General features: G+C 65.9%; 12 protein-coding genes. 8 read left to right on the top strand and 4 right to left on the bottom strand.

Features of this window, described 5'->3' with window-relative positions:
* Positions 1-150: 150 nt before the first annotated feature.
* From DM194_RS05025 to DM194_RS05005, 5 genes are all read left to right on the top strand, one after another.
* Positions 151-1,233 carry a phosphotransferase family protein gene (locus DM194_RS05025; protein WP_111066215.1) on the top strand — a complete coding sequence of 361 codons (1,083 nt, stop codon included), beginning with the start codon at positions 151-153 and terminating at the stop codon, positions 1,231-1,233.
* Positions 1,233-1,622 carry a DUF6285 domain-containing protein gene (locus DM194_RS05020; RefSeq protein ID WP_111066214.1) on the top strand — a complete coding sequence of 130 codons (390 nt, stop codon included), beginning with the start codon at positions 1,233-1,235 and terminating at the stop codon, positions 1,620-1,622. Before DM194_RS05025 ends, DM194_RS05020 begins: the two co-directional genes overlap by 1 nt.
* A 139-nt stretch (positions 1,623-1,761) precedes the next feature.
* Positions 1,762-3,903 (top strand): excinuclease ABC subunit UvrB, encoded by a 2,142-nt coding sequence (gene uvrB, locus DM194_RS05015; RefSeq protein ID WP_111066213.1) that lies wholly within the window; start codon positions 1,762-1,764, stop codon positions 3,901-3,903.
* Positions 3,904-4,016: 113 nt separating this feature from the next.
* Entirely contained in the window at positions 4,017-4,913 is an 897-nt protein-coding gene (locus DM194_RS05010) for a lytic transglycosylase domain-containing protein (protein ID WP_111066212.1), read from the top strand.
* Positions 4,914-4,951: 38 nt separating this feature from the next.
* A complete protein-coding gene (locus DM194_RS05005) occupies positions 4,952-5,809 on the top strand; it encodes an alpha/beta fold hydrolase (protein WP_425457280.1) in 858 nt (285 codons plus the stop codon).
* Between the two features lie 26 nt (positions 5,810-5,835).
* On the opposite strand, the gene DM194_RS05000 is transcribed toward DM194_RS05005, so the two are convergent.
* Positions 5,836-7,008 (bottom strand): alpha/beta hydrolase, encoded by a 1,173-nt coding sequence (locus DM194_RS05000; protein WP_111066210.1) that lies wholly within the window; start codon positions 7,006-7,008, stop codon positions 5,836-5,838.
* Positions 7,009-7,197: 189 nt separating this feature from the next.
* Between DM194_RS05000 and DM194_RS04995 the strand changes: the two genes are divergently transcribed.
* Positions 7,198-7,686 carry a hypothetical protein gene (locus DM194_RS04995; protein WP_111066209.1) on the top strand — a complete coding sequence of 163 codons (489 nt, stop codon included), beginning with the start codon at positions 7,198-7,200 and terminating at the stop codon, positions 7,684-7,686.
* Between the two features lie 10 nt (positions 7,687-7,696).
* Here DM194_RS04995 and DM194_RS04990 read toward each other — a convergent pair whose 3' ends face one another.
* The gene (locus DM194_RS04990; RefSeq protein ID WP_111066208.1) at positions 7,697-8,320 is read right to left on the bottom strand and encodes a GNAT family N-acetyltransferase; all 624 of its coding nucleotides are present in this window, start codon (positions 8,318-8,320) and stop codon (positions 7,697-7,699) included.
* 391 nt (positions 8,321-8,711) lie between these two features.
* On the opposite strand from DM194_RS04990, the gene DM194_RS04985 reads away from it, so the two are divergent.
* A complete protein-coding gene (locus DM194_RS04985) occupies positions 8,712-8,882 on the top strand; it encodes a hypothetical protein (protein ID WP_162629938.1) in 171 nt (56 codons plus the stop codon).
* 162 nt (positions 8,883-9,044) lie between these two features.
* On the opposite strand, the gene DM194_RS04980 is transcribed toward DM194_RS04985, so the two are convergent.
* The gene (locus tag DM194_RS04980; protein WP_111066206.1) at positions 9,045-10,391 is read right to left on the bottom strand and encodes a globin-coupled sensor protein; all 1,347 of its coding nucleotides are present in this window, start codon (positions 10,389-10,391) and stop codon (positions 9,045-9,047) included.
* A gap of 250 nt (positions 10,392-10,641) precedes the next feature.
* Between DM194_RS04980 and DM194_RS04975 the strand changes: the two genes are divergently transcribed.
* Positions 10,642-11,599, top strand: a protein-coding gene (locus tag DM194_RS04975) for an IS630 family transposase (RefSeq protein ID WP_246024207.1) whose coding sequence is annotated in 2 segments (ribosomal slippage) — positions 10,642-10,983 and positions 10,985-11,599 — 957 coding nt in all. Because the reading frame shifts where the segments join, the coding sequence is not laid out codon by codon here.
* 202 nt (positions 11,600-11,801) lie between these two features.
* Here DM194_RS04975 and rpoH read toward each other — a convergent pair.
* Entirely contained in the window at positions 11,802-12,692 is an 891-nt protein-coding gene (rpoH, locus tag DM194_RS04970) for an RNA polymerase sigma factor RpoH (RefSeq protein WP_111066205.1), read from the bottom strand.
* Positions 12,693-12,958: the final 266 nt, after the last annotated feature.

Here is a 12,958-nt window from a genome sequence, read left to right as displayed (position 1 = left end):
AGGGGCCGTCCATTTTTTATTTCAGGGAAGCCGATTTTCCCACCAAGGTGTAACTTGCCGGCAACATCGCTTCGTGCCTACCATCGGCGGCCATAACCGACCAAGACGCGCGAACCAGCGCGCCCAGCAATCCTCCGAGGGAGAAACGCCATGCACGTCGTGAAAGCGACCGACCAGCCGCCGCCGTCGCTTCTGTCCGATGACAACCGCGCCCGCCTGGAAAGCTGGCTGGCCATTCAGGCCGGCGCCTCCCGCGTCACGGTGACGGAGGATGGACGGCTCGGCGGCGGAGCGATCTCCCTGAATCTCGCCGTGACCCTGGACATCGACGGCGGGCCGCTGGCCGGGCACCATGCCTGCGTGCTGCGCGCCGAAGGCGGCGGGCGCATCTCCGCCAGCATCGGCAAGCTGCGGGAGTTCGTGGTGCTGCGCGCCGCCTATGCGGCCGGAGTGCTGGCGCCGGAACCGCTCCTCGCCTGCGACGACCCCGCCATCTTGGGCCACGACTTCTACATCATGCGCCGGGCCGAAGGGCTGGGCGCCGGCCATGCGGTGACACGGTCGGAGCCGGCGCAGCCGGAACTGGCGCGCGAGCTTGGCCGGCAACTTGGACTTCTGCACCGGATCACCCCGGATACGGAAGGGCTCGAACGGCTGGGCGAGGCGCCGGGCTGTCCGGCGCAGGAAACGCTGGCGCAATTCCGCCGCTGGTTCGGCGATCTGGGCAGCCGCGACCCGGTGATCGCCTGGGGCCTGCGCTGGATGGAGGTCAACGCGCCGCCGCCGGACGCGGTGGTGCTGTGCCACCGTGACTTCCGCACGGGCAACTATCTGGTCAAGAACGGCACGCTGACCGCGATCCTCGATTGGGAGTTCGCCGGATTCAGCGATCCGATGGAGGATCTGGGCTGGTTCTGCTCCCGCTCCTGGCGCTTCCGGCGGCCGGACCGTGAAGCCGGCGGCATCGCCGACCGGGCGGATTTCTATGCGGGCTATGAGGAAACCTCCGGCCGCCGCGTCGATCCGGCGCGCGTCGCCTATTGGGAGACGGCGGCCTATCTCCGCTGGGCGGCGATCGCTGTGGAGCAGGGGCTGCGCCACAGCTCCGGCGCGCAGCCCTCGCTTGAGTTGGCGTTGACCGGACGGATGCTGCCGGAGATCGAGATGGACATGCTGCGCCATCTCCGCACCATCGGCAGCGTGGCCTCAGAAGCGGTGGAGAAGGTGGCCTGATGCGCGCCAATCCCGACGCCCGCGGCCTGCTGCAGATCGCCGCCTCCACCTTTCGGGCGGACGTGCTTCCCCATGTCGCCCCGGAAGCCCGCTTCGCCGCGCTGATGGTCGCCAACGCGCTGGAGATCGCCGAGCGGGAGTTGAAGGGGCTGGATACCGCCGGCCACTCGATGCTCGGCGCGCTCGCCCTACTCTATGGCGAAGACGCCGACGACGCCCTGTCCGGCGAGGACCTGCGCAAGCGGGTGGAGGCACTGCAGCACCGCCTGTGCATCGAGATCGCCGCCGGCGACTTCGATCATGAGGGCCGGGAGGTGCTGATGGACGCGCTGGAGGCCATCGTCCAGGCGCGGCTGGGAATCTCCAACCCGAAGGCGCTGGGACAATAGTGAGGCGGGGGCCGGGCGGCGCTGCGTTCCGCTCTGCGCGGAGCGCAGTGCCGCTCAGCCTGCGCTCGACAGACGGGGGCGTTGCGGCCATATAATCGGTTCCCGTTCCGTACCCCTCCTCTGATCGGATCGCCGTCCCATGGCAAGCCCCGTCCTGTCCGCCATTCCCGCGAAGCCGCTCGCGAAGCTGGAAGCCGGAAAGCAGTTCGTCATTTCTTCGGATTTCACGCCGTCGGGCGACCAGCCGAACGCGATCGCGGAGTTGACGGCCGGGCTGCGGCAGGGCGAGAAGGATCAGGTGCTGCTGGGCGTCACCGGTTCGGGCAAGACCTTCACCATCGCGCACGTCATACAGACGGTGCAGCGCCCGACGCTGATCCTGGCGCCGAACAAGACTCTGGCGGCGCAGCTGTATGGCGAGATGAAGTCATTCTTCCCGAACAATGCGGTCGAATACTTCGTCTCCTACTACGATTATTACCAGCCGGAAGCCTACGTCCCGCGCACCGACACCTACATCGAGAAGGAATCCTCGATCAACGAGCAGATCGACCGCATGCGCCACTCGGCGACGCGGGCTCTGCTGGAACGGGATGACGTCATCATCGTGGCGTCGGTGTCCTGCATCTACGGTATCGGTTCGGTCGAAACCTATTCGGAAATGACGGTCGACCTGCGCAAGGGGGAGGTGATCGCCCAGCCCGAGTTGCTGCGCAAGCTGACCGAACTGCAATACAAGCGCAACGACGCCGCATTCGGCCGCGGCCTGTTCCGCGTCCGCGGCGATACCGTGGAACTGTTCCCCGCCCATATGGAAGACCGGGCGTGGCGCATCTCGCTGTTCGGCGACGAGATCGAGGGTATCCATGAGATCGACCCGCTGACCGGCGAAAAGCTCGCGGCTCTGGAGGCGGTGCGCGTCTATCCGAACAGCCACTATGTGACGCCGAAGCCGACGCTGAACCAGGCGATCAACCAGATCAAGAAGGACCTGAAGGACCGGCTGGAGGAGTTCGCCGCCGAGGGCAAGCTGCTGGAGGCGCAACGGCTGGAACAGCGCACCACCTTCGACATCGAGATGATGGCGGCCACCGGCTCCTGCGCCGGCATCGAGAATTACTCCCGCTATCTGACCGGCCGCGCACCGGGCGAGCCGCCGCCGACCCTCTTCGAGTATCTGCCGGGCGACGCCTTGCTGATCGTCGACGAAAGCCACGTCATGGTGCCGCAGATCGGCGGCATGTACCGCGGCGACCTTGTGCGCAAATCGACGCTGTCCGATTACGGATTCCGCCTGCCCAGCGCCAAGGACAACCGCCCGCTGAAGTTCGAGGAATGGGAGGGCATGAGGCCGCAGACGGTCTTCGTCTCGGCCACCCCCGGCCCCTGGGAATTGGAGCGCACCGGCGGCGTCTTCACCGAACAGCTGGTCCGCCCGACCGGCCTGATCGACCCGCCGGTGATCGTCCGTCCGACCGAGACCCAGGTCGACGACCTGATCGGCGAGTGCAAGGAGGTGGTCGCCAAGGGCTATCGCGTGCTGGTCACGACGCTCACCAAGAAGATGGCGGAGGCGCTGACCGAATACATGCACGAGGCGGGATTGCGCGTGCGCTACATCCACTCCGACGTGGAAACGCTGGAGCGTATCGAGATCATCCGCGACCTGCGGCTCGGCGCCTATGACGTGCTGGTCGGCATCAACCTGCTGCGCGAGGGCTTGGACATCCCGGAATGCGCGCTGGTGGCGATCCTGGACGCCGACAAGGAAGGCTATCTGCGCTCCAGGACCTCGCTGATCCAGACCATCGGCCGCGCGGCGCGCAACGTCGATGGGCGGGCGATCCTCTATGCCGACAAGATCACCGACAGCATGAAATACGCCATCGACGAGACGGCCCGTCGCCGCGAGAAGCAGATGGCCTATAATCTGGAACACGGGATCACGCCGGAATCGGTCAAGAAGGCCATCGGCGACATCCTGGAAAGCGTGTTCGAGCGCGGCGACCATGTGACGGTGAAGACCGGCCTGAGCGCCAACGAACTGGTGGGCCACAACCTCAAGAGCGTCATCGCCGATCTGGAAAAGCGCATGCGCGCCGCCGCCGCCGATCTGGAGTTCGAGGAAGCCGCCCGCCTGCGCGACGAGCTGCGCCGGCTGGAGGCGATGGAGCTCGGCCTGGAAACACCCGGCAGCATCGGCATCAGCAGCGCCCGCCAGGGCCGCGGCATTCCCGAAGGCGCACCGAAGAAGCAGGGACGGCGCCGACGCGGCCCCTGACCGAGACGATGGTGCCCTGAACCAAGAGTTTGGCCCGCCCTTGTCCCAAACAGGTTGCATCACCATACTCCCGCTTCCCGTATGATGACGTGGGTTCGCAGGAGGGTCCGGGTTTGCCGTTTCGTCGTGTCGTGATGGTGCCGCTGATGGCACTGGCGCTGTCCGGCGCCGGGTCGGCATCGGCACCAATGGCCGCTGCGGCGACTGCCAACTCCTCGGAAAAGCCGGCGTCGGTTGCCGCACTGCCACCGCCCCTCAAGGCGAAATCCGGCGATTGCGAACTGGCGGAGCAGGGCGACGCCGATGCCGCCTTCCGGCTGGCCCGCCGCTACCTGTTCGGCAAGGGCGTGCGCAAGGACCGGCGCCTCGGCACCGCCTGGCTGCGCGCGGCGGCCTCGCGCGGGCATCCGGAAGCGCGCCGTCTGGTCAATTATGTTCCCGGCCGCATGGGACGCATCCGCCCCTGGTGCCGCCCGGGTGCCGGGCCTGTGCGCGAAGTCGGACCGCCCCCGGCCGAAATCGTGTCTCTGGTCAATTCCATCGCGCCGAGATACGGCGTCGATCCGGGGTTGGTGCTGGCGGTCATCCAGGCCGAGAGCGCCTTCCGCACCGACGCGGTATCGCCGAAGGAGGCCGCCGGGCTGATGCAGTTGATCCCCGACACCGCCGACCGGTTCGGCGTCGGCAATGTCTTTGATCCCAGGGAGAACATCACCGGCGGCGTGAAGTACCTGCGCTGGCTGCTGGCCTATTTCCAGGGCGACGTGACGCTGGCGCTGGCCGGCTACAATGCCGGAGAAGGTGCGGTGGACCGCTACAAGGGCGTCCCGCCCTATGAGGAGACGCGCAATTACGTCCGCATCATCCGGCGGAACTACGACGCCATCCGCCATCCCTTCGACCGTTCGGTGGCGACCCCGTCCCCCGCGCTCCCCGCCATCCGCGATGCGGCCGTGGGTGAGGTCGAGGCGGAGTTGCCACGCGGCGTCAAATCGCCGAAAAAGGGATGAGCCCCCACACCGCTGAACAGGAGTGCCCTCCCGTGCCGATGTCCGAACGCAGTGTTCTCGGCCTCAGCGCCGCCGGCTTTCACAAGGTCGCCTATACCCAGTGGGGGCGTGACGATGCCGCGCGGACGGCGATCTGCGTCCATGGCCTGACGCGCAACGGCCGCGACTTCGACCGGCTGGCATTGGGGCTGTCGGACCGCTGGCGGGTCGCCTGTCCGGATGTGGTCGGGCGCGGGCGCAGCGATTGGCTGCCGGTGCCGGCGCTCTACGGCTATCCGCAATACTGCTCCGACATGGTGGCGCTGATCGCCCGCATGGAGGTGGAGACGGTGGACTGGGTCGGCACCTCGATGGGCGGACTGATCGGCATGACGCTGGCGGCCCAGGCCAACAGCCCGATCCGCCGCATGGTCATCAACGATGTCGGTCCCTTCATCGCCCAGGCCGGCCTGCAGCGCATCGCCGACTATGTCGGCAAGGATCCGGTGTTCGAGGATCTGCCGGCGCTCGAATCCTATCTGCGTTTCGTCCTGATGGGATTCGGCACGATCGGCGATGAATGCTGGCGCCATATGGCGGAGCACAGCGCCCGCCCGCTGCCGGATGGCCGCTTCCGCCTCGCCTACGATCCCGGCATCGGGGAGGCGTTCAAGACCGCCCCGATCGGCGACGTCGATCTCTGGGCGCTGTGGGACCGCGTGCGCTGCCCGGTGCTGGTGCTGCGCGGCGCGGAGTCCGACCTGCTGAGCGCCGAGACGGCGGAACGGATGGCGGAGCGCGGTCCGGGGGCGTCCGGGCTGGTGCAGGTGGTGGAAATCCCCAACACCGGCCATGCCCCGTCGCTGATGACCGACGATCAGATCGCCATCGTCCGCAACTTCCTGGCCCAGGGCTGAGGGTCCAGGACGGGGAGGGGGCCGCCTCAGTTCATCCGGCGCAGCACCGTGTCCAGCCGGCCGCGGCCGTCCTTGTCCAGCCATGTTGCGGAGATGCGCCCATCCGGCCGCAGGCGATAGCGCAGCATGTTGCGCCCCCTCTCGTCGAAGACCAGTTCGCCGTTCTCGATCCGGCCCTTGCGGCGCACCCGCTCGAATGGCTGGTCGGCCTCCATGCCGGCGCCCAGCAGATAGTCGGCATAGACGGCGTCGCCTTCCGCCCTTTCTACCGACAGGGCGACTTCGCGACCATTGATGTAGCTGCCGTACCACATGCCCATGTAGGGGCGCAGGGCGGCGGTGGTGTCCACATCTCCATTTGCCGAGCCGGAGGCGTTGGCGGGCAGGGCGGCCTGCAGGAGTTCGGCGCTGGGATTGCGGCCCCAGGATTCGTCACAGGGCGGATCATTCGCGGCCGGCGGCGCCTCGGCGAAGCGGACGATGCAGGCGCCGAAGCGGCGGACGAACAATCCGGTGTTGGCGGCGCCATGGCCGGGCAACAGCGCAGGTTGGTCGACGATCAGGCTGCTCAGACCGCGCTGCGCCAGGATGTTGCGCGCCGGCTCCGCGCGTCCGCCCGGGTCGAAATCGTCGCCGTGGAAGAAGAACATCATCACCCGGGCGCGGCGAACCTCCCGCAGGATCGGCCAGAGCTGTGCGGCGTTCTCCCGGTAGGTGTCATAGGCATCGGTGAAGTTGCCGAAAGCGGCCGGCGCGGTGGCGATGACGGCATCGATGGCGTTGGTCTGGCCCGCCGCGATCAGCGAGATGAAGGCCCCGAAGGACTGCCCTGTCAGCGCGACACGGTGGTACCCCTTGGTCTTCAGCATGTCCGAATAGCCGGCAAGCGCGCGGGCGCTGTTGGGCAGAGTGTCGCTGACACGCATGCGGTCGAGCCGGAAGACGTCCCATCCGGCGTCGCGCAGCATCTTCATATAGAGCGGGGTAGGGGCCTCGGAATCCTCCGAATCCACCGAACGGCCGTGGCTCCACACCACCGCGCCGCGTGCCCTGGCCGGGCCGTACAGCGATGCCTCGCCATAGGCGGGCTTCAGAACGATATGGGCCGCCGCGGGGCGGACCTCCGTCAGGCCCCCGCCGATGCCCATTCCGACAATCGCGATCAGCCCAAGCACCGCCCCCCGAATCGTCCGCATCATCCCCACCGATCCCCATGCGCTGCGAGTCGGTCAAGGATTCGCTCCGGTGGTTAACGCGTCCTTTCCAAAGTTCCCGACTCTTCCCGGAAACCGTTTTTTATCACAGCGCGGGCCTGCAACTAAGAATGACTCGCAATGTATCGGGGTTGGCGATAGGATGCGCACGCAACCGAATGAAGGAGCATCGGCATGTGCGGGACGGTGGAAGAAGGACGGCCGTCGCCCTGGACGGTGGCGGACCTCACCTCGGCCGAACGGGCGCTGTTGACCGGCGTGCGGCAATGGTTCCGTGCCGGCACTGCGGGCGCGATGGCGTCGATGCGCATCGGTCTGAACGTTGCCGGGGTTCCGAACACCGCCCTGCTGCCGCTGTTCGCGCTGCTCGGCACCTTCGCCGTGTCGGGCGCCCGCAAGCCCGAGATCCGCTGTCCGGCCTGTAGCCGCATCAGCGCGGACGAGGCGGCATTGCTCGACTCCCTGGCAGCGGTGCAGAACGGCGACGCGGAGGTCGCGGCACAGCATCTCGACCGCTGGCTTCCGCTGGTCGTGCTGTGTATGGCAACCGACGCCATGCGAGAGCTGGGCGCCATCCTGGACAGCGCCCGCATCTATCTGCCGCGGCGGCGATCGGCACGGCTGGTGCCCCTTCCGCCCGGCGCGGTGCTGGCAGCGGAATAGCGCGTCTATCCTATTCGGCGGCGAGGCGCAGGCCGCGGCCAATGTCCGGCTTCGCGGCTTCGGCCATGCGCTTGTGCAGAAGCCACTGGTCGATGGCGACGCGGACCAGCCTGCCTTCCGGCGTGTGGTAGAGGAACTGTCCGCGCTCCCGCCCGCAATGTTCGTAGCCCAGCCTCTCGTAGAAGGGCAGAACCCCGGCATTGTCGCGGTCCACCCCCAACTCCGCGAAGGGCACGCCGCGCTGGAGCACCAGCCGCTCCGCCGCCCGAACCAGCCGGACGCCGAGCCCGAGCTTCCGGAAAGGCTGGAACACACGCAACGCCCACAGCGTGGCCCGGCCGCTCGGCCGCTTGCGCAGAAAATCGATGCAGATCTGCCCGACGGGAAAGCCGTTGACCTCCGCCAGAATCATGGCGCCGTCACCGCGTTCCTGAAGGCGGAAGGCTCCGGCGAGGATCTCGCGGTGGGGGGTATGCAAACCAAACCATTCCAGCTTCGGCAGGTCATCCGGCCTTGCCGGCCTGATGGTCACCGGCAGGGGGATCGTCGCATGTCCGTCCTCCTCCTCGGCCTCCGTACCGTATCGCCCGCCGCCTGTGCCGCTCGTTCCGGTGCGGCGATTTGCTGTTGCCATTGCCGATGCCTCGCAGGTTTATCCCGCCCTTCGCAGCCGCACCGTTCGCGGCTTCGGTAACAACCCTACACGGCGTGCCGTCGTTCCGACGCTGTGCGGTCGGGATAGGGCTTTCGGTGGTACCGCCCATGTAGACATTCGAGGCAACACGAAAAGAATAAATATAAAATTTTACAAAAATAGCTTTGTCCGGTTATGCGAGGCCGCTGGACGGTATTGGAACTTTCTGGTGAAGGGAGGTTTATGAGTGCGGTGAGAAGTTGAGTGACAGAAGTCTTATTGACGCGACGCGGCATTCTTTGATAACGATTGGGAGTTAACACAATTTCCGTTCAAAATAAGAACTGGATTGTTTTTCTCTAAAATGCACGCTATCGGACGGGGGATGGCCATGATGAGAATTGTGAATTTGGGACGTACCGGGATTTTCGTCGCGATGCGCGGCGGCGTTCTGACCAGCCTCGGCGGGCGCACCCATTGGCGCAGTGCCGAAGAGGTTCGGCGCGCAGCCCAGGCCGAGAACATCGCAGTGAGCGATTTCGTTGTCCGCACGCTGCCCTGACGGACGGTGGCCGCCTGGGGGTAACCAGCCGGCGTTTTCGCCGGAATGGCTTGAAGATACGAGAAAAGGGCGCGTTCGGCCGAACGCGCCCTTTCCATTACTGCTTGATTAATCCTGCTTTGATTAATCCGGGCTTGAGTGATCCGGCTGAACCGGAACCGATCAGCCCGCGCGGACCCGGGCAAGGAAGCGGTCGACCTCCGACCGCAGGGTGGTGGACTGGCGCGACAATTCATTGGTCGCTTCCAGAACCTGCCTGGCCTCTTCACCGGCATTGTTGGCGGAGGCATTGACGGAGACGATCGTCTCGCTGACCTCGCGGGTGCCGATGGAGGCCTGCTGGACGTTGCGGGCGATTTCCGTCGTGGCCGCGCCCTGTTCCTCCATCGCGGTGGCGATGGAGGTGGAGATCTCGTTGATACGCGCGATGGTGCCGGAGATGGAGCGGATGGCGCCAACCGCTTCCTGCGTCGCGCCCTGGACGGCGCCGATCTGGGAATTGATCTCCTCGGTCGCCTTGGCGGTCTGGTTGGCGAGGCTCTTGACCTCGCTCGCCACCACGGCGAAGCCCTTGCCCGCCTCGCCGGCGCGTGCGGCCTCGATCGTGGCGTTCAGGGCGAGCAGGTTGGTCTGGCTGGCGATGTCGTGAATCAGCTTCACCACCTGACCGATGCGGCTGGCCGCGTCGGCAAGCCCCTGCACCGTGGCGTTTGTCCGCTCGGCCTCGGTCATCGCGGCGTTGGCGATGGCGGCGGACTGCGTCACCTGATGGCTGATCTCGCTGATGGAGGCGGTCAGTTCCTCCGCCGCCGCGGCGACGGTCTGGATGTTGACCGACGCTTCTTCCGCGGCGGCGGCCACCTGGGTGGATTGCTCGCTGGTGGTTTCCGCGGTGCGGCTCATCGCCTGGGCGGTGCTCTGAAGCTGCTGCGCGGCGCTCGCCACGCCTTGGACGACGCTCTTCACCTCACGCTCGAAGCTGTCGGCGGTGCTGCCCAGCTCCCGCGAGATGATGGCCGCGGTGTTCAGGTCGATATAGACCGAGGTGGCGAGATCCATGTCCAGGAACACCGCCTTGTTGATGGCCTGAAGCAGCTGCGCCAGCTTTTCCGGCTTCTTGCGGTAAATCTGGCTCGCCAGTTCGATCAGCTTGTTCAGGGTGAAGCAGTAGGCGCCGGTGTACCAGCGCGGCTCCAGCCCGATGCGCTGGTGCGTCTGGCCGATCTTCAGGACCTGATTGACATAGGCCTCGTCGAAGGTGCCGGTGAAGACGTTGCGCAGCCAGTGCTGCTTCTGCAGATCCCGCGCACGGCCGGTCACCGCCGGGTTCACCAGCATGGGGGAGACCTGCGGGACCGTCCGGAGATAGCCGTAGAACTCCTCCAGAATCTGGTCGATCCGTTGCGCCAGATAAGGCTGGAATTCACGAAGCGTTGCCTTCGTCGCCTCGTCGATGCGCAGGAAGGTAATGCGGTCAATGATCGACTGAGTCTGGGCAGCGTTCGACATGGAGCTATCCCCAATTTGAGATATGACGAGCGTACTAAGAATTGCGACAAATGTAAACTTCCCGCGAGCGGCACATGATGCGCAGGCACCCGCATCTTTTAATCGGTCACATTGTCGCAGAACCTCTACTGAGAGCAATCAAGCGTTGTCCTGAGCTCCGCATCAATTTGTTTAGAGCATCGCGCCTGAAATCTGAATCGACAGTTGCGCTTGGGCCGTTGACGTGATTCACCGTTGTTGGAGGTGGATCATGGGGCGCAGCTATTCGTCGGACCTTCGGGTTCGGATTTACGGAGAGGTCGAGAAAGGCGGTTCGCGTCGGGCGGCGGCGCGCCGGTTCGATGTGAGCGCGAGCACGGGCGTGCGGCTTGCTCAGCGCATGGCGGCAACGGGCTCGCTGGACCCGGCCCGGCAGGGGCGCCCACCGGGCGGTGGCAAGCTGGCCCCGCATGCCGAACTTCTGATCGGCTGGGTGGAGAAGCAAGGCGACATCACCATGCCCGAACTGGCGGCCAAGCTGAAGGCCGAGCGCGGGGTCACGGTCCACCCCGCCTCGCTGTCGCGCTTCCTGCTCGCCCGCGGCTTCACTGTCAAAAAAAACGGTGCTGGCGAGCGAGGCCGGTCGCGCTGACGTTGCTGAGGACCGCCGGAGTTGGCGCAGCCACCGTCAGCCCCGGATGCGCGAGGAGCCGGATCGGCTGGTGTTTCTCGACGAGACCGCAACCACCACGAAGATGACCCGACTGCGCGGACGGGCCAAGCGCGGCCAGCGGTTCAAGGCCACGGCGCCGTTTGGCCATTGGGGCACCCAGACCTTCATCGCTGCCCTGCGCTGCGACGGGCTGACCGCCCCGTGGATCATCAAGGGCGCGATGAACCGGACGCTCTTCGAGACCTATGTCGAGACACAACTCGCCCCGACCCTGCGGCCGGGCGATGTCGTCATCCTCGACAACCTATCCAGCCATAAGAGTGAAAAGGCCAAGGCCATCCTCAAGGAACGTGGCGCTTGGTTCCTCTTCCTGCCGCCCTACAGTCCCGACCTCAACCCTATCGAAATGGCGTTCGCCAAGCTCAAAGCTCATCTCCGCCGCATCGGCGCCCGTACCATCGAGGAGTTGTGGAGGGCTGTCGGCTCTATCTGCGACCTCTACACACCAGACGAATGCTGGAACTACCTCAAACATGCAGGATATGCGTCAGATTAAACGCTCGAAACTCTATTGCTCGACTTCGGAAAGAAAAAGCCGGCGGAGCCCGAAGGCGCCGCCGGCTTGCAGGTTGACAGGTCTGGAGGCAACAGGCGGGCCGCGGCCCGCGGGAACGATGCGGCGAGGTCCGTCCGGGTGGCCGGTGCCGCATGAGGCCCGTCCGGAGCGGAGCCCGCGCCGGACGGGATACCGGGTAGGATCAGGCGATCATCGGAGTGGCCGGCCGGCGCAGAGCCTGGGCGGCGCTGAGCACGGCTTTCTGGAGCTTCTCGAAGGCCCGCACCTCGATCTGGCGGACGCGTTCGCGCGATACCGAGAATTGCTGGCTCAACGCTTCGAGGGTCGACGGATCGTCCTTCAGCCGGCGCTCGAACAGGATGCGGCGTTCACGCGCGTCCAGCCGGTCCAGGGCCTGGCCGACGAGCCGGCGGCGCAACGCGAGTTCGTCCGCTTCCGCCAGCATGGTGTCCTGCGTGGGGCGGTCGTCCGCCAGCAGTTCCAGCCAGTTGGTCTCGCCATCGGTCGACAGGGTTGCGTCGAGCGAGCTGTCGTTTGCGGCGAGGCGGCGGTTCATCTCCACCACTTCGGTTTCCGGAACGTCCAGCTCGGCGGCGATGGTGGCCACCGTCTCCGGCGACAGGTCTCCCTGTTCCAGTTCGGCCATCTGGCTCTTCAGCCGGCGCAGGTTGAAGAACAGCTTCTTCTGGGCGGCGGTGGTGCCCATCTTCACCAGCGACCAGCTGTGCAGGATGTATTCCTGGATCGCGGCCCGGATCCACCAGGTGGCGTAGGTGGCGAAGCGGAAGCCGCGCTGCGGGTCGAATTTCTGAGCGGCCTGCATCAGGCCGACATTCCCCTCGGCCACCAGATCGACCAGCGGCAGGCCGTAGCCTCCGAAGCCGCGGGCGATCTTGATCACAAGGCGGAGATGGCTCCCTACGAGCTGCTCCAGCGCCTGGGGGCTGCCGCGCTCCCGCCAAGCGATGGCGAGGTCGCGTTCCACGTCCGGCGCCAGGATGGGGAAACGCTTGGATTCCTCGATGTAGCGGGTCAGGCTGGCGTTTTCACCGGTCAGCAGTTTCTTCAGCACGCGAATGCCTCCTCTCCAACGCTTCACGGGACGGCCTGCAATCGGGGCCGGCCCCTGTCGGGACCCATGGCAGGGATCGCCTTTGAGGCGATGAACCAACGGCGGACTATGGTGCGAACGTAGGAATAACGTCCGCCGATCCGACCTTAGCTGTTGTGGGGTTTGTATTTTTGCCCGGTGTCACAAGGAACAGCGTCCTTTTGACAATATTAATGTGGCCGCGGATTTGCGGCGGATCAAGCCGGGAAAGGGCATGTTCCGGGTGT

The organism is Azospirillum ramasamyi (assembly GCF_003233655.1).
GTDB classification, from domain to species: Bacteria; Pseudomonadota; Alphaproteobacteria; order Azospirillales; family Azospirillaceae; genus Azospirillum; species Azospirillum ramasamyi.
This window is presented reverse-complemented; position numbering and strand designations above follow the sequence as displayed.

Excerpts from the sequence above, each read along its gene's own strand:
- DM194_RS04985 (WP_162629938.1), top strand. The coding sequence starts at position 8,712 with ATGATGAGAATTGTGAATTTGGGACGTACCGGGATTTTCGTCGCGATG.
- DM194_RS05020 (WP_111066214.1), top strand. The coding sequence starts at position 1,233 with ATGCGCGCCAATCCCGACGCCCGCGGCCTGCTGCAGATCGCCGCCTCC.
- DM194_RS04980 (WP_111066206.1), bottom strand. The coding sequence starts at position 10,391 with ATGTCGAACGCTGCCCAGACTCAGTCGATCATTGACCGCATTACCTTC.
- DM194_RS05025 (WP_111066215.1), top strand. The coding sequence starts at position 151 with ATGCACGTCGTGAAAGCGACCGACCAGCCGCCGCCGTCGCTTCTGTCC.
- uvrB (WP_111066213.1), top strand. The coding sequence starts at position 1,762 with ATGGCAAGCCCCGTCCTGTCCGCCATTCCCGCGAAGCCGCTCGCGAAG.
- DM194_RS04990 (WP_111066208.1), bottom strand. The coding sequence starts at position 8,320 with ATGGCAACAGCAAATCGCCGCACCGGAACGAGCGGCACAGGCGGCGGG.
- DM194_RS05000 (WP_111066210.1), bottom strand. The coding sequence starts at position 7,008 with ATGATGCGGACGATTCGGGGGGCGGTGCTTGGGCTGATCGCGATTGTC.
- DM194_RS04995 (WP_111066209.1), top strand. The coding sequence starts at position 7,198 with ATGTGCGGGACGGTGGAAGAAGGACGGCCGTCGCCCTGGACGGTGGCG.
- DM194_RS05005 (WP_425457280.1), top strand. The coding sequence starts at position 4,952 with ATGTCCGAACGCAGTGTTCTCGGCCTCAGCGCCGCCGGCTTTCACAAG.